General features: G+C 67.4%; 13 protein-coding genes. 10 read left to right on the forward strand and 3 right to left on the reverse strand.

The features are described 5' to 3' along the window. Positions 1 to 102 precede the first annotated feature (102 nt). A complete protein-coding gene (locus AB0I35_RS00335; protein ID WP_357393008.1) occupies positions 103 to 726 on the forward strand; it encodes a pyridoxamine 5'-phosphate oxidase family protein in 624 nt (207 codons plus the stop codon). A gap of 1 nt (position 727) precedes the next feature. On the opposite strand, the gene AB0I35_RS00340 is transcribed toward AB0I35_RS00335, so the two are convergent. After that, positions 728 to 1,183: a GtrA family protein gene (locus tag AB0I35_RS00340; RefSeq protein WP_084457194.1), complete on the reverse strand. Its 456-nt coding sequence runs from the start codon at positions 1,181 to 1,183 to the stop codon at positions 728 to 730. A 69-nt stretch (positions 1,184 to 1,252) separates the two neighbouring features. Between AB0I35_RS00340 and AB0I35_RS00345 the strand changes: the two genes are divergently transcribed. The 7 genes from AB0I35_RS00345 to AB0I35_RS00375 all read left to right on the forward strand — a co-directional run bounded on the left by AB0I35_RS00345 (position 1,253) and on the right by AB0I35_RS00375 (position 10,859). After that, entirely contained in the window at positions 1,253 to 2,668 is a 1,416-nt protein-coding gene (locus AB0I35_RS00345) for an FAD-binding oxidoreductase (protein WP_357394111.1), read from the forward strand. Beyond that, a complete protein-coding gene (locus AB0I35_RS00350) occupies positions 2,665 to 3,444 on the forward strand; it encodes a decaprenylphospho-beta-D-erythro-pentofuranosid-2-ulose 2-reductase (RefSeq protein ID WP_357393010.1) in 780 nt (259 codons plus the stop codon). The genes AB0I35_RS00345 and AB0I35_RS00350 overlap by 4 nt, the downstream gene beginning before the upstream one ends. A 149-nt stretch (positions 3,445 to 3,593) precedes the next feature. Then, positions 3,594 to 5,564: an arabinofuranosyltransferase gene (locus AB0I35_RS00355; RefSeq protein ID WP_357393012.1), complete on the forward strand. Its 1,971-nt coding sequence runs from the start codon at positions 3,594 to 3,596 to the stop codon at positions 5,562 to 5,564. A 161-nt stretch (positions 5,565 to 5,725) separates the two neighbouring features. After that, positions 5,726 to 6,262, forward strand: coding sequence for a hypothetical protein (locus tag AB0I35_RS00360; protein ID WP_357393014.1), 537 nt, complete (start codon positions 5,726 to 5,728; stop codon positions 6,260 to 6,262). A gap of 191 nt (positions 6,263 to 6,453) precedes the next feature. Then, positions 6,454 to 6,963, forward strand: a complete 510-nt coding sequence (locus AB0I35_RS00365) for a hypothetical protein (RefSeq protein ID WP_357393016.1) — start codon at positions 6,454 to 6,456, stop codon at positions 6,961 to 6,963. Between the two features lie 48 nt (positions 6,964 to 7,011). Then, positions 7,012 to 10,545 carry an arabinosyltransferase domain-containing protein gene (locus tag AB0I35_RS00370; RefSeq protein WP_357393018.1) on the forward strand — a complete coding sequence of 1,178 codons (3,534 nt, stop codon included), beginning with the start codon at positions 7,012 to 7,014 and terminating at the stop codon, positions 10,543 to 10,545. A 152-nt stretch (positions 10,546 to 10,697) separates the two neighbouring features. Further along, positions 10,698 to 10,859 carry a hypothetical protein gene (locus tag AB0I35_RS00375; protein ID WP_157101793.1) on the forward strand — a complete coding sequence of 54 codons (162 nt, stop codon included), beginning with the start codon at positions 10,698 to 10,700 and terminating at the stop codon, positions 10,857 to 10,859. 71 nt (positions 10,860 to 10,930) lie between these two features. Here the strand turns inward: AB0I35_RS00375 and AB0I35_RS00380 are convergent, their stop codons facing one another. After that, positions 10,931 to 14,215, reverse strand: a complete 3,285-nt coding sequence (locus AB0I35_RS00380) for an arabinosyltransferase domain-containing protein (RefSeq protein ID WP_357394112.1) — start codon at positions 14,213 to 14,215, stop codon at positions 10,931 to 10,933. A gap of 519 nt (positions 14,216 to 14,734) precedes the next feature. Next, entirely contained in the window at positions 14,735 to 15,037 is a 303-nt protein-coding gene (locus AB0I35_RS00385; protein WP_357393019.1) for a hypothetical protein, read from the reverse strand. On the opposite strand from AB0I35_RS00385, the gene AB0I35_RS00390 reads away from it, so the two are divergent. After that, the gene (locus tag AB0I35_RS00390; protein WP_245655373.1) at positions 15,027 to 15,365 is read left to right on the forward strand and encodes a hypothetical protein; all 339 of its coding nucleotides are present in this window, start codon (positions 15,027 to 15,029) and stop codon (positions 15,363 to 15,365) included. The two genes, AB0I35_RS00385 and AB0I35_RS00390, sit on opposite strands and share 11 nt — an antisense overlap. 189 nt (positions 15,366 to 15,554) lie before the next feature. Then, positions 15,555 to 16,052, forward strand: coding sequence for a peptidylprolyl isomerase (locus tag AB0I35_RS00395; RefSeq protein WP_357393021.1), 498 nt, complete (start codon positions 15,555 to 15,557; stop codon positions 16,050 to 16,052). The last annotated feature ends 124 nt before the right edge of the window (positions 16,053 to 16,176 follow it).

Consider the following 16,176-nt stretch of genomic DNA (forward strand, 5'->3'; position numbering starts at 1 on the left):
GGTCGTTGCCTTCGCAATTGTGGACACGCCACACGGCGCGCCGAACTCCCCTAGACTCCGATGAGATTGTGGTCACAGCACTTCGGCAGCAGAGGGGCCCCGATGCCTGGAACACAGGTCGGTAGCGACGGAGAGCACGAACTTCAGGAAACGTTGGGTACCACCGAGCGCGCCGAACGGTTCTACGACGACCAGGTCATCGACTATCTGAACCCGATGATGAGGGAATTCGTCACCCGGATGGACATGGCGTTCATCTCCACCGCCGACGCGCACGGCGAATGCGACGCCAGCTTCCGCGCGGGCACCCCCGGTTTCCTGCACGTGATCGACGATCGCACGATTGCGTACCCCGAATACCGTGGTAACGGAGTGATGGCCAGCCTCGGCAATATCCTCGAGAACCCGCACGTGGGCATCCTGATGATCGACTTCGTCCGCGACCTCATCGGCCTGCACGTGAACGGGAAGGCCCGCATGGTGGCCGACAGCGAATTACGCGAGGCCGTATGCGATCTGCCGTCCGCCGAACGGGGCAAAGCGGCGCAGGTGTGGGTGGTCGTCGACGTGGAAGAGGCATACATCCACTGCCGCAAACACATTCCGCAGATGATTCCCGTCACCCGCGACCGCCGCGAATGGGGCACCGACAATGTCCGCGCGAAAGGCGGCGACTACTTCGGCGTGAAGGCGGGCCGCCGGCACGCCGAAGTCAAAGCGGGCTGACCTACTTGATCTTGAAGATCACCACCCGCTGCACGACGAAGTTGATCACCGTCGCGGTGCCCTGCGCGACGACGAACGCCACCGCCTGACGCCACCACTGGTCGGGCAGCGCGAACGCGAACGCGGCATACATCCCGAGTTGCACGGCGAAGGTCACCGCGTACAGCGCGACGACCGCCACGAACCGCTTGCGGCTCGGTTCGGCCTGGAACGTCCAGCGACGATTGATCAGGTACGCCGTCGTCGTCCCGGCGATGAAGCTGATCGCCTTGGCGAGCACCTCCGGCACCCCGAGCACGTTCGACAGCAACAGCAGCAAACCGAAGTCGACGATCGCCGAGAAACCGCCGGTGAGGGTGAACCGGACAATCTGCGTCTTCAGATCGACATCGGTACCCCCCGGCTCGTCGACCAGCGGAATTTCGGGGGGCAGGGGCAGATGCGGCTGTGCTTGCACCTGAGGAAGGGTACGAGACCGGTCACAGGTTGTGCCATGCCTGTAGCCTCTAAGCCGATGTCTGAGAACATTTCGACCACCAACGACGGGCCGTTTGCGCTTCCTACGCGTACGCGCAAGCTCACCGGTTGGGGTCGCACCGCACCCACCTCCGCCGAAGTGCTCTCGACCGGCGATCCCGAGCTGATCGCCAAGGCCGTGCGCATGGTCGCCGAGGACAACGACAGCAAGCCGGCGCATCTGCGACGCGGCGTGATCGCCCGTGGCCTCGGCCGCTCCTACGGCGACCACGCCCAGAACGCGGGCGGCCTCGTCATCGACATGCCCGCGCTCAACCGCATCCACCGCATCGACCGCGACACCCGCCTGGTCGACGTGGACGGCGGCGTGAGCCTGGACCAGCTGATGAAGGCCGCGCTCCCGTTCGGGCTGTGGGTTCCCGTGCTACCCGGCACCCGCCAGGTGACCATCGGCGGCGCCATCGCCTCCGATATCCACGGCAAGAACCACCACAGCGAGGGCAGCTTCGGCAACCACGTCCGCTCGATCGACCTGCTCGTCGCGGACGGTTCGGTGCGCACGGTGTCGCCCGAGCACGACGCCGAGCTGTTCTGGGCGACGGTCGGTGGCAACGGGCTCACCGGCATCATCCTGCGCGCGACCATCGAGATGGCGCCCACGGAGACGGCCTACTTCCTCAACGACGGGGTGAAGACCTCGACGCTGGACGAGACCGTGGCCGCCCACAGCGACGGCAGCGAGGCGAACTACACCTACTCGAGCGCCTGGTTCGACGTGATCAGCCCGCTGCCGAAGCTCGGCCGCGCGACGATCACCCGCGGCCGCCTGGCCAAGCTGGACGAGCTGCCCAAGAAGCTGCAGAAGAAGCCGCTGAAGTTCGACGCGCCGCACCTGATGACGGTGCCCGACATCTTCCCGAACTTCACCATGAACAAGCTGACGCTCTCGGCGGTCGGCGAGGCGTACTACGCCATGGGCGGCAACTACACCGGCAAGGTGCAGAACCTGACGCAGTTCTACCACCCGCTCGACATGATCTCGGAGTGGAACCGTGGCTACGGTTCCAACGGGTTCCTGCAGTACCAGTTCGTGGTGCCGACCGAGGCGGTCGAGGAGTTCAAGCGGATCATCATCGACATCCAGGCGTCCGGCCACTACTCGGCGCTCAACGTGTTCAAGCTGTTCGGCCCCGGCAACGACGCACCGCTGAGCTTCCCGATGCCCGGCTGGAACATCTGCGTTGACTTCCCGATCAAGCCGGGCCTCAACGAGCTGGTCACCGAGCTGGACCGCCGCGTGATGGAATTCGGCGGCCGTCTCTACACGGCGAAGGACTCGCGCACCAGCGCCGAGACCTTCCACAAGATGTATCCCCGGATCGACGAGTGGATCAAGGTCCGCCGCAGCGTCGACCCGAACGGCGTGTTCATGTCCGATATGGCCAGGAGGCTGGAGCTCCAGTGATCAACGCAGTTGGCAACCCGCAGACCATCCTGCTGTTCGGCGGCACCTCCGAGATCGGTCTCGCGATCTGCGCGGAGTACCTGCGCAAGAGCCCCGCGCGGATCATCCTGGCGAACCTGCCCGGCGACCCGCTGCTCGACGACGCCGTCGCCGAGCTGAAGGGCGCCGGTGCCACGGCGGTCGAGGTCATCGACTTCGACGCCCTCGACACCGAGTCGCACCCGAAGGTGGTCGACGCCGCGTTCGCCGGTGGTGACGTGGACGTCGCGATCGTGGCGTTCGGCGTGCTCGGTGACGCCGAGCAGCTGTGGCAGGACCAGCGCAAGGCGGTCATGACCGTCGGCATCAACTACACCGCCGGTGTGTCGGTGGGTGTGCTGGTCGGCGACAAGTTCAAGGCGCAGGGTCACGGCCGGTTCATCGTGATGTCGTCGGTGGCGGGCGAGCGGGTTCGTCGCTCGAACTTCGTGTACGGCTCGACCAAGGCCGGCCTCGACGGCTTCTACCTGGGTTTGGGCGAGGCGCTTCGTCCCCACGGCCCGCGCGTCACCGTCGTCCGGCCGATGCAGGTGCGTACCTCCGCGACCAAGGCCCACTGGGAAGCGACCGGCTCCAAGGAAGCGCCCCTCACGGTCGACCCGGAAGACGTCGCCCGCCAGGCCGTCGCCGCCTCGGAGAAGGGCACCGAAATCGTGTGGACCCCCAACGAGGCCCGCTTCGTGATGTCGGCCCTGCGCCACGTGCCGCGCCCGATCTTCCGCAAGCTCCCCATCTGATCGAGAGTCACCGCGACTGCCGCACCGCCACTCCGGCGGTGCGGCAGTTTCTTTGTGCCGGGGCCTCGGCGCGAGCCCGACGGACTCGGCACGCTCCACTAGGCTGACCCGGACCGTCGAGCTGAGTGGACCCGGAGGAATGCGCGCCGATGACTACCGATGACAACGTGCGGGCGGGGCGCGCGACAGCGACCGGTCTCGCCGAAGGTGCCGCGGCGGCGCTCGTCGCGCTGGTCGTGGCGGTGGTCGGGCTGTTCGCGTTCTCGGCGGTGCAGTGGCCAGCGTTCAACTCCTCCAACGTGACTCGGGCGCTGACCACCGTCGGGCAGGTCGTCTCGGTGGGGCTGCTGGTGGTCTCGGTGTTGCTGATCCGGCTGCGTAAGTGGCCCGTGGTCGCGAAACTCGCCTCCTGGGTGGGCATTTCGGGATTCGTCACGGTGACACTCGGGATGCCGTTGGCGGCGACGAAGCTGTACCTGTTCGGCGTTTCGGTCGACCAGGAATTCCGCACCGAGTATCTGACGCGGCTCACCGACAGTGCGGCACTGCGGGACATGACCTATGTGGATCTGCCGCCGTTCTATCCGGCCGGGTGGTTCTGGATCGGTGGGCGGGTCGGGAACCTGCTCGGCATGGACGGCTGGGAGGTGTTCAAGCCGTACTCGATCGGGATGCTCGCCGTGGCCGCCACGGTGGCGCTCGTGCTGTGGGCGCAGCTGGTGCGCGCCGACACGGCCGTGGGTGCCGCGGCCGCTGTTACCGCGATGACCCTGGCCTATGCCTCGCCCGAGGCGTACGGGGCGGTGCTCGTCGTGTTCATTCCGCCGGTGCTCGTGCTGGCGTGGGGTGCGCTGCACCGCCGCTCGGGCGGGTGGGGCGCGGTGCTCGGGACCGGGTTGTTCCTCGGGGTCGCGGCGTGTTTCTACACGCTGTACCTGGCGATCGCGGCGTTCACCGTGGTGCTGATGGCGGTGATCGCCGCCGCGTGCGCGCTGTACGCACGGCGGGCGAGCGGACGGGCGATCGGCAAGCGCGATGCGGCCGTCACCACCGAGCCCGCGTGGCGGGTGGTTGTCGGGCCGTTCACGCGGCTGGCGGCGATCGGCGTGCTCGCGATCGCGGTGGCGCTGGTGGTGTGGACGCCGTATCTGCTGAAGATGCTGTCGGGCGCGAAGTTGCCCTCCGGCAACGCTTTCCACTATCTGCCCGAGTCGGGCGCGCAGCTGGCTTTCCCGATGCTCGAGTTCTCCCTGCGCGGGGCGCTGTGCCTGCTCGGGTTGCTGTGGCTGGTCGTGCGGGCGGGATCGTCGCGGCGCGCGCAGGCGCTCGGCATCGGCGTGGTGGCGATCTACCTGTGGACATTGCTGTCGATGGCCGCGACGGCGGCGGGCACCACCCTGCTGTCGTTCCGGCTGGAACCGGTGCTGCTCGCTTTGCTCGCCGCGGCAGGCGTTTTCGGCTTTGTCGAGGGTGGTCGCGCGGTGTATCAGGCGCTGAACGAACCCGCGCCGGTGCGTACCGCGGCTGCCGCGCTCGCGGTGCTCGGTGCGATGGCCTTCGCCCAGATGATCCCCACCGTTCTGGTCCACGAGATCGACACCGCCTACACCGACACGGTGCCCACCGAAACACCCGACGCCTACGGCACTTTCGGTGAACGCGGCGACAAGCGCCGCCCCTCCGCGGTGGCCTACTACCACGCCGTCGACCAGGCTCTACTTGCGCAAACCGGCCGTCCCCGTGACGAATCCGTCGTCCTCACGGCCGATACCAGCTTCCTGTCCTTCTACCCCTACTTCGGTTTCCAGGCCCTCACCTCGCACTACGCGAACCCCCTCGCCGACTTCAAGGCCCGCGCCGACACCATCGCCGCCTGGAGCGAACTCGACTCCCCCCAGGCCCTCCTCGACGCCATGTCGGCCGCCCCCTGGCGCGCCCCCGACGCCTTCCTCTTCCGCCGCGACGGCGACAACTACACCCTCCGCCTCGCCGAAGACGTCTACCCCAACGACCCCAACGTCAAGCGCTACACCGTCACCTTCCCCCGCGCCCTCTTCACCTCCCCCACCTTCACCACCACCGACATCGGCCCCTTCACCCTCGTCACCGTCGACCGCTGATTCCGCGAAACCGAGTTCGCGCAACCCTGTCTTCCGAGCGGGGAGGCGCACTACACTTGGCGGTGCGGAACGGTCGTCGCCGGTGGGGGTCGGCGGATGGCGAAGGTTATCGATTCCTGCACGTTGTGGGTCCGGGTGGCCCGTTACCGGAGGAGGACTTCATGTCCGATCCGTTGCACACCAGGGTGTGCCTCACCGGAATGAACTGCATCTGTCCGAGTATCAGTGTGTTCGTGGTGCCCGAGCCGCTGGTCCGGGGCGGGCAGATGCTGCATCTGCTGGAACAGGCGCCGGTGGCCGAACGTGGGCCCGAACCCGATCCCGAACTCATCGACCTCATCGAGGCCGTGCGCACGCCCTTGAATCTGCCCGGGCTCGCCCGGGTGCAGCGGGTGGCGTTCACCGGCCCACGGCACGACCCCACCGCGGCGCGCACGGTGCTGCACGACCATCTGATCGAGGAACCGGCGCCGATCGGCCTCGATGTGGACGATCCGGCGGAGCTCACCCGGCTCTCGATGCTGCCCGAACACCGGATCGGCCCCCGGCGCATCGACGACTTCCAGGCGCACTCGGTGCGTCAGGCGATGGCGGCGGTGTACCAGTTTTTCGGCGTGGACCAGCGGGTACCCCTCGTCTACCACGGATTCGCCGACCCCGGCGACGGCTGGTTCGCCCTGCGCGCATCGGCAGCCTGACCGGACATGTGTCCATAGACACCCGGTAGCTGCTGGTGTGCGGAGCACCGATAGACAACAATATGTGCGGTTGCAGCGAACAAACCGCACAGTCCGTCGGACGGGGCGGGTACGCTGCGAAATGTTGACAAGTTCGGCCGACCGAAATCAGTTTTGGTAGCGCTGATCGGTACGGATGCAGAGGTATAGCTATGACGCTCAGCAGACCGGAGCGAATCGATTTCCTGATGCGGGAACACCGCCAGGACGCCGAACCTGCGCCACGGGAACAACTGCACTCACTCGGCGATATCGAGAAGTTCGTGGTCGATGCCGCGATCGCCATGCTCTCCCCCGGTCAGAAGTTCGCTTTGCTGTGGTCACTGCAGGTCGGCGGGCATCTGGTGGCGGGCGTTCAGGTCAAGGAGCGCGACGGGTCGGTCACCAATATGGTGCCGCCGACCGAGGTCGTCGAATACCTGGCCGACCACAAGCGCATGTCCTACGACCCGGCGGTCGGCGCCTGGCTGAGTGCGGAGATCTTCATCGCCGGACCCACCCGTTTCAAGGCCACCTACTCGGCGGGCACAGTCGCGGACTGGATGCCCGAGGTGTCGGTCGACGATCTGCGCGCCGAGTTCGTGGCCTACCCGCGGCCGGTCGCGGAGATTCCCGATTGGGCCCGCTCGCAGCTCGATTGGTCGAACAGGATGACCGGATAGGACGCGGCGCCCCCGCACGATCGGGTCGGGTGGCTAGCATCAACCCCCGTGCGACCGGACCGATCTGAACGAGCGTTCACCCGATACCGCCTGATCGCCCTCGTCTGTGGGCTGCTCGGGTTCGTGCTTGCCCTGCTCACACCGCTGTTGCCGGTGCGCCAGGACCGCGCGAGCCTCGACTGGCCGCAGGCGGGTGCGACGAGTGTGCAAGCACCACTCGTGTCGTATGTGCCCCAGCAGGTGAACGCGCAATTGCCGTGTCCGGTGCTGCGCGGACTGCCCGGCGGTGATGTGCGCGGCCCGGAGGGTGAGAACCCCACTCCGCAGCCGACGACCTTGCTCACCACGATCCCTGCCGAATCCGGGCAGATCACCAAGGGTCTGAGTGTCGTCGCGCGCGAGGGCGTGCTCACGGTGCAGGCCCGCGATGTGCCGATGCTGTCGGCGCCGATCGAGGAGATCGCGAACTGCGACCACATCGCGATCGAATCCACCCTCGCCGCGACCACTGTCGAGTTCGTCGGGGTGACGCGGGCCGACGGCAGCCCGTTCCGCAACACCGTCACCGTGGACAAGCGGCCGCAGATCGTCGGGGTGTACACCGATCTCGACGAAGCCCAACTCACCGGCGCCCGGTTCCACGCCGATATCGACTCCCGCTTCACCTCCACCCCGACGCCGCTGAAACTGGCCGTGATGATCGTGGCCGCGCTCGCCACCCTCGCCGCGCTGGTCGCCCTGCACCTGCTAGACCGCGCCGACGGCCGCCGCGCCCGCCACTTCCTGCCCCGGCACTGGTGGCGCATCACGCCGACCGACGTGGTCGTGGTGGCGACGCTGCTCGGCTGGCATGTGATCGGCGCGAACACCTCCGACGACGGCTACATCCTGAACATGGCGCGCGCCTCCGGCCCGTCGGGCTACATGGCGAACTACTACCGCTGGTTCGGGGTGCCCGAGGCGCCGTTCGGATGGTCCTACGAGCTGCTGGCCTGGATGACGAAGATCTCCGACGCCAGCCCGTGGATGCGGCTGCCCGCACTCGCCGCGGGCCTGGTGTGCTGGGTTGTGATCAGCCGGGAAGTGCTGCCCCGCCTCGGTTCTCGGGTGCGGCGCGACAAGGTGGCGCTGTGGACGGCGGGCCTGGTGTTCCTCGCCTTCTGGCTCCCCTACGACAACGGTCTTCGCCCCGAACCACTCATCGCGGCCGGCGCCCTGCTCACCTGGTGCGCCATCGAACGCGCGATCGCCACCGCCCGCCTGCTCCCCGCCGCTCTCGCGATCCTCATCGCCGCGTTCTCCCTGGCCGCGGGTCCGACCGGACTCATCTGCATCGCCGCGCTCATCGCAGGCACGCGCCCGGTCATGCAGATCATCATCAAGCGGGCACAGGGCCTACGTCCGCGCGAAATCGCCGCCGACAGGGATGGGTTCAACGCCACCGAGGAGGCGAAGGCGGGGCGCGCCCCCGAAGTCACGGGAGCCGAATTCGCGGGCACGGGCGTTGCCGCAGGTGCCGCCGCGGCCCCGTCCGCCACCGGCGCATCCGCCGAGGACAGCACCGTCGACACCCCGACCTCGGCTGACGAACGAACGGTCGGCAGCCGACTCCCCAGCACGGGCAGCGGTGCACATGCCGCATCCGGCCGACTTTCCTCGGCCACCAAGGTTTTCCGCTACGCCGCCCTGCTTGCCCCCGGCATAGCCGCAGGCACCCTGGTCCTCATCGTCGTCTTCGCCGACCAGACCCTGGCGACCGTCATGGAAGCCACCCGCGTACGCACCCTGGTCGGCCCCAACGCGGCGTGGTTCGACGAACGCACCCGCTGGGATTCGTTGTTCATGCTCTCCCCCGACGGTTCGCTGGCCAGGCGTTTCGGCGTCCTCGTGATGCTGCTGTGCCTGCTGGTGTGCATCCTGCAGGTGTTGCGCAAGGGCCGTATCCCCGGCACCTCGCGCGGCCCGTCGGTGCGCATTCTCGGCATCGTGTTCGGTGCGCTGCTGCTGATGATGTGGACGCCGACCAAGTGGACACACCACTTCGGTGTGTACGCGGGCCTGGCGGGCTCGCTTGCCGCACTGGCCGCTGTCGCGGTGGGCGCCAACGGTATTCGCGCGCCACGCAATCGCGCTCTGTTCACCGCGGCGGTCCTGTTCCTGCTCGCACTCACCTTCACCGGCTCCAACGGTTGGTGGTACGTGTCCAGCTTCGGAGTGCCGTTCTGGGACAAGGCGCCGATGGTCGCGGGCAAGGGTGTGTCGACGCTGCTACTCGGACTCAGCGTGCTCGCCCTGCTGGTCGCCCTGTACTTCCACCTGCGCGACCCGTATCGCAAGCCGTCGCGGCCAGCCCGTTTCGACCGTTTCGCCACCATGCCGTTGACGATCGCGGCCGCGCTGCTCGTGGCGTTCGAGGTGGCCTCGATGCTGAAGGGCGCGGTGACGCAGTATCCGGCGTATTCGATCGCCAAGTCGAATATCGAGTCGCTGCAGGGCAATACGTGCGCGCTGGCCAACGACGTACTGGTGGAGACGAATACGGCCGATTCCCTGCTCACCCCGATCAGCGGCGCCCCTGCCGACGGACTGAGCACCGAATCGGTGGCCTTCACCCCGAACGGGGTGGCCGCCGACCTCACCGCCGACGCCGACGAGACCGTCGTCGGCGGGGCCAACTCCGTCGACAAGGATTCGGCCAACAAGACGACCAACACCACCGGCGCGGGCACCGGCGGCGGTACGAGCACCGAGGCGGGCATCAACGGCAGCACCGTCGCCCTGCCGTTCGGCCTGGACCCGGCCCGCACGCCGGTGCTCGGTTCCCACCAGGACGGTGTGCAGCAGCAGGCGAAGCTGACCTCGCAGTGGTACGGCGCCGATGTCGACGCCGTGCGCGACGATCCCTCCTACCAGGCGCTTGTCGTCACCGCCGCGGGCCGCATCCGCTACGTCGACAACGACGGCGTGGTGCACTACGGCCAGGACTTGGTCGTCGAGTACGGTACCCGCGCCGAGGACGGATCGGTGCAGGTCACCGGCTCGATCCAGCCCCTCGACATCGGCCCGTCTCCGTCGTGGCGCAATTTGCGCGTGCCGCTGGATCGCCTGCCCGCGGGCGTGAACGCGGTGCGCCTGGTCGCCACCGACAACGACATCACCCAGAAGCAGTGGCTCGCGGTGACCCCGCCGCGCCTGCCGAAACTGGCCTCCCTCGACTCGGTGGTCGGGCACACCGATCCCGTGCTCCTCGACTGGCATGTCGGCCTGGCGTTCCCGTGTCAGCGCCCGTTCGAGCACCACGACGGTGTCGCCGAGGCGCCGAAGTGGCGGATCCTTCCCGACCGGGTGGGTTCGGACGCTGCCAACGCCTGGCAGGACGACATCGGTGGTGGCCCGCTCGGGTGGACAGGTCTGCTGATGAAGGCCGAGACTGTACCCACCTACCTGGATCGTGATCTCGGTCGCGACTGGGGCTCGCTGGAGCGGTTCACCCCGTACGAACCGGCGCCGCCCGCCGACATCACGGTGCGGGTGGTAGAGCAGTCCGGACGGGCGAAGGAACCGGATATCCGGGCGCGGTAGAGACTGGGGCAGCGCATGGGCAGTGATCGGGCAGTTGCGCTGCTGTTTCACGAAAACCCCAGTGTCACTGCACATTTCGGTTCGGTGAAAGACCCGTTAAGGAGCGGCTCAACTTGGCCCGTTCTCAGGTTTGGGCACGTACCCTGGTGGGTATGACAGGAGCCTTCGATGACATGGACCTGCGGGATCTCGTCGACCTGCTCAGCGACGACGAGAAGAAGGAATTACGACCTGCCGTGATGCGGGTGCTGGAAAGACTGCCCTCCCAGGAGGTATTACGCCGCGACCTCAACCGTCGCTTGCTCAACGTCTGACCTTCCACACACGGCATACAAACCGAAGGCGGGGACCACGATGGTGGTCCCCGCCTTCACGCTTTTCCGCCTCAGAACACCCGAAGCGGTCCCGGACTCCAGAAACCGTCGCGACCCGTCGTCGCGGTCTCGAGCTGGGCCGGCTCGGCCTGGATGTGCTGGTCGTAGCGTTCCAGCGAACCCCAGTCGCGGGCCCAGTCGTCCTTCAGATAGGTGGGGATGGTCACCCGGGCGGCCAGCATCTGCGCGAAGCCGAGCGGGCCACCGAACTCCTGTGCCTGCCAGGTGTCGGTCGAGGAGATGGCCAGCGGGCGGTCGGGCAGGATGCGGTAGTTGGGCACCTCGGCCACGCCGTTCTCGTGCGAGAACGGACGCTGGCACGGGAACTGCAGGCCGACGGCCCAGTCGAGCAGCACCGGCTGGGTACGACCGATGAAGCTGTCGAGGCTCTGCAGCTTGGGCACCCGCGGCGGGGTGAACGCCAGCCACTGGTCGCCGATCAGGATCGGGTCGTTGGCCAGGATGCGCACGGCGTTCGCCTCGGGCGCCAGCTCCGCCAGCGGCACCCGCAGGTTGCGCCACGACGGCGCCGGGCCGATATCGCGCGGCTGGTAGGTGCCGAGCGGGGTCACACTGCCGTCGGGGTTGCGCGTGCCGTACTCCACGAGCAGCGACTGGCCGTACTTGTCGGCGCCGGTGTCGTCCTTGGAGGCGATGCGACCGGCCGCGCTGATGACGATCAGCGGCGACTCCTCGGTGCGCGCCGGCAGCCCGTACCAGGACGACTCGAGGCGGGCGCGCTGCTGCATGCCCTCCTGGTAGGAGCCGAGCACCGGCGTCTGGGCGGGGTCGAGGCCGAACGGCAGGGCGACGGTCGACCCGTTGACACCGCGCGCTCCCTCACCACCGCCGGTGCCCGCGCTCTCACCCTCGGCGAAGGCGGCGCCGACCGACTGGTTGCTGGTGTTGCCGGTACCCGGCTTCACCTCGACGGCATCGGCCGACAGGTCGCTCGGCACGCCGTTGGGGCTGAACCCTTCGGCCAGGGTGCCGCGAAGCGGATCGGCCGGGTCGACGAGGGGACGCGACGGGTCGACGATCGGGTCGAGCCTGCCGCTGTTCGGGTCGGCTTCCACCAGCACGTCGCGGGCCAGGCCGCAGCTCTCGCCACCGAGCGCGTCGATGTTGGAGCGGGCAAGCGAGTACGCCGGGTACTGCTGGGTGGCGCCCTTCACCAGCGAGAGCACCTCGAAGGCGACCATCAGCCCGACAACGACGGTGAGCGGGATGGCGGCGAACTTACGAATCCGCCTGCCGCGCTTGGTCTTCGCCGACGGCTGCGGTTTCACGTAGTCCTCGCGCAGCGCGTACCAGCCGACCAGGGCCAACCCGACACCGAACAGGATCAGCATCACGGTGTTGGACTGCACCCCGCGCAGCGAGATGGTCTTGTCGAACCACGGCACGCCGTAGCTGGACACGTACCAGTACCCGTTGATGCCCGAGAACGACAGCGCGAGCACGAACAGCAGACCGGCGAGGAAGATCGCCCGGTTCTTGCGCGAACGCAACGCGCTCTGCGACACGGCGACGGCCGTCACCGCGGCCAGTGATCCGGCGATACCCGCGTACGCGCCGAAGTGGTGGGTCCACTTCGTCGGGTTGAACATCATGAAGAAGATCGTGCCGAACACCACGGCCATCAAACGCCAGGTCGGACCCGACGCGATCCCGGGCACCTGACGGCGGCGCAGCAGCACCAGCAGCGTCGTGAACAGGCACAGCAACATCACCAGGAAGGCGAAGCGGCGGGCCAGCGAGCCGTCGACGGTCTCGACGAACATGTAGTAGTAGCGCAGGTAGTCCTCGTACCAGGCCAGGTTCGGGCCGGTGGCCTGGCGCACCCGGTTCGCCTCCTGGATGCCGGCGAAGGTCTGGTCGCTGTAGACCACGGTGAGCACGAGCAGGCCCGCCGAGGCGATCGGCGCGAGCAGCGCGGCCGTGCCGAACTGGCGATGCCGACGCACGATGATCCGCACCAGCGGCCGGATGCCGGCCAGCAGCGCGGCCACACACATCAGGCCGGTCGGGGCCGCGGCCAACGTGAACGCGGCGACGAGCACCGCGATCCCGGCGGGCAGCAGCCGACCGGTGGCGATGGCGCGTTCGATCGAGACCCAGGTGAGCAGCGCGCCGAGGGCGACGATCGGCTCCGAGCGCAGGCCGTTGTCGAACGGCAACCAGAAGGCGAGGAACACCAGACCACCGGTCCACAGCGCCACCTGGCTGCGTTTGACCGCGTTGCCGAGACGGGGCACCACCTCACGGCTGATCACCATCCAGCACAGGATCGCGCAGATCAGCGCAGGCACACGCACCCACGGGCTGGCCGTGGAGATCTCGGCGAACACCTGGATGACGTAGTAGTACCAGCCGAACGGCGCCTCCGGCACGCCGTACCAGCGGAAGTAGTTGGCCATGTAGCCCGCTTCGGGAGCCACCCGGACCATCGAGAGGATGTAACCGTCGTCGGAGGTGTTGGCGCCGACGAAATGCCACACGAGCAGGGTGCCGATCACCGCGCCGTCGGCCCAGGTGGGCTCGAGCCAGTTCTTCGGCAGGAACCGGCGGTGCCCACGCCCGTCGCTACCGTCGAGCTGGGCGAGCGCACCGAGTGCCAGCAGGGTGCACAGCACGGCCGCGATGATCGCGATGAGTTTCACCGCCGACGGGCTCGACGAGAACCTGGTGTCGATGGTCGAGGTGAGCGAGAGGCCCTGGGGTACTTCGCCTTCCAGGTCGGAGAACACGCCGACGATCTGCGGGCGCAGGTCGCCGCCGAGCTCGCCTTCCACCGGGACGCGCACTGTCTCCGTCGCGCCGGGCCGACCCGGGATCGGCCGCTCGATCTCGGTGGTCAGGCCGTCGAAGGAGGCGCGGGTGCGGTGCTGATCCGAGCTGATGGTGATGGTCGTACAGCCGCCCATCTCCGAGCGTTGTGCCGAGGCGACCACCGCGTTGCGGTCGACCACGTCGACGGCCGTGTCGGAGACGCGAACGAACAGCGCCTCCAGCGCCGCGCCGTCGCCCTGGGGCGGTGCCGTGGCCAGCAGCATGCCGCCCTGGGCGGGCAACCGGTCGACCGCCGCGCACGGGATGGTGGCGTTCAGGTCGATCGGCACCTGCGACATCAGGGGCGCTTGCAGATTGCCGAGCTTGCCGTTCTGCGGCCAGTTCAGCTGCGCGGTGGTCTGAGTGACCGGCAGGAACGGCGTCGCCACCGCGAACACGGCTCCCAGGAGTCCGGCGATCAGCGCGATCCATCGCGCGATGCGGAAGTCCTTCGCGGAGGCCACCGGTTCTGCGGGTGGCTTGGAGAGAACAGCTGTTGCGGCGTCTGGCACGGTTCGCCATGGTATCTGCTGGGTTGACTCAGCGTTGGTGCGCGCGAGTCAGCGGCCGTGGAGTCGTCGGATTGCCAGTGTGAAGTTCAAGTATTTCATTAGGTTTAACCTGGTAGAGCCCGTGATCCTCCCGCCGGCCCCACTTGTTTCACCATGATGCATATCAGCTATCGATCCTGGTCTGTTCGGAGTAGTCGAAAGTGACCGAAGAAGGCACAGGAGTTATTCGATGATACCAGCGCGGGTCCTTGGTGTTGATAAAAAGTGCGGTAACTGTTACACGCGGTAACGTCAGTGCATTCTAAGGCCGGAATCCGCGTATACGCACCCTTTTCACGAAAGTTTCCGCACGAAATCGTCGCGATGAATCGAGCGCTGTAAACAATTCCCATTCGTACTCTTGAACGTGACAGCTTTCATCCCGAAAGTCTGTCGGCTTCACCTAGGAGTACGCATGAGCCATACCAATTTCTATACGCGTGCAGCCCTGGCTTCCGTGAGTTGTGCGGCAGCCGCAATTGCCTTCGGAATAGGGCCGGCGCACGCCGCCGGATCCACCACCGTTTCGCCCGCCGGGGCGAATGTGTCGGCAACCAATTCGGGGACGGTGAAGTTCGTGGCGGGCAGCGTCACGGTGACCTGCACGACCTCGAGCACCACCGGCGCGGTACCCGCCGCGCCCAACAACTCGAACCCGAGCGGGCCGGTGACGGTTCCGATCGCGGCACCGAGCATCACCGGGTGCACCACGAGCATGTGGGGTGTGAGCGCCACCGTCACCACCAGCGGCAGCTGGGCGATCACCGGCCAGAACGGCTCGCCCATCACGGGCAGCCTGGTGATTCCCACGGGTGGCGCGGTGATCAAGACCTCCGGTCTTGCCACCTGCACCGCCGTTGTCGCCCCCACGGCACCGGCGAATGTGGCCGGTTCGTGGACCAACGGTTCGCCCTCGACGGTGTCGCTGAACAACGCCTCGGCGCCCATCAAGGTGACCGGTGGATTCGGCTGCCCGACCAGCTCGACCACCGGAACGGTGACGGCCACCTACAAGGTGAACAACACCACCGACCCGTCCACGCCGATTACCGTCGGCCCCTGATAACGGGTCTTTTTCACGGGTTTTGTCGCGGTGACGGGTAACGCGACGAAGTCACCGCGAATCGGGTGAAGCACACCGGTGTGCGAAATCGGCCCGCGTGCGTTCGGGTGCGCACGCGGGCCTCCGACATTTCCGCCGCAAACAGACCCCGGTCACTTCCACACCCCTCCCGTCCCTAGACTCGACCGTATGACCAAGGTGAATCTCGTAACAAACCTCGGACCGATCGTGCTCGAGTTGGACGACCAGGCCGCGCCGAACACGGTCGCCAACTTCGTGAACTACGTGAACTCCGGCCATTACAACGGCACCGTCTTCCACCGCGTCATCCCCGGTTTCATGGTGCAGGGCGGCGGCTTCGAGCCCGGCCTGAAGCAGAAGCCCACCCAGGCGCCCATCCAGAACGAAGCGACCAACGGCCTCAAGAACGACAAGTACACCGTCGCGATGGCCCGCACCAACGACCCCCACTCGGCCACCGCCCAGTTCTTCATCAACGTCTCCGACAACGCCTTCCTCAACCACACGGCCCCCCAGGGCCAGGGCTGGGGCTACGCCGTGTTCGGCAAGGTCGCCGAGGGCACCGAGGTGGTCGACAAGATCGCCGGCGTCCCCACCGGCAACGCGGGCCCCCACCAGGACGTCCCCGTCAACGACGTCGTCATCGAATCGGCCACCGTCGCCTGATCTTTCGATGCTTGCCCCGGGCCGCCACCTTTTTCGGTGGCGGCCCGTCCTCGAATCCGCCAGCGCGGTCGAATGCGGCCCCAGTGCACGCGCCGCCGAGCAGGAGGCACAGAACAAGCGCACC

This window comes from Nocardia sp. NPDC050378, assembly GCF_040655675.1.
GTDB classification, from domain to species: Bacteria; Actinomycetota; Actinomycetes; order Mycobacteriales; family Mycobacteriaceae; genus Nocardia; species Nocardia coubleae.

What these genes read in the sequence shown, in the direction of transcription:
- AB0I35_RS00335 (WP_357393008.1), top strand. Translation starts at nt 103, where the DNA reads ATGCCTGGAACACAGGTCGGTAGCGACGGAGAGCACGAACTTCAGGAA.
- AB0I35_RS00355 (WP_357393012.1), top strand. Translation starts at nt 3,594, where the DNA reads ATGACTACCGATGACAACGTGCGGGCGGGGCGCGCGACAGCGACCGGT.
- AB0I35_RS00360 (WP_357393014.1), top strand. Translation starts at nt 5,726, where the DNA reads ATGTCCGATCCGTTGCACACCAGGGTGTGCCTCACCGGAATGAACTGC.
- AB0I35_RS00365 (WP_357393016.1), top strand. Translation starts at nt 6,454, where the DNA reads ATGACGCTCAGCAGACCGGAGCGAATCGATTTCCTGATGCGGGAACAC.
- AB0I35_RS00375 (WP_157101793.1), top strand. Translation starts at nt 10,698, where the DNA reads ATGACAGGAGCCTTCGATGACATGGACCTGCGGGATCTCGTCGACCTG.
- AB0I35_RS00395 (WP_357393021.1), top strand. Translation starts at nt 15,555, where the DNA reads ATGACCAAGGTGAATCTCGTAACAAACCTCGGACCGATCGTGCTCGAG.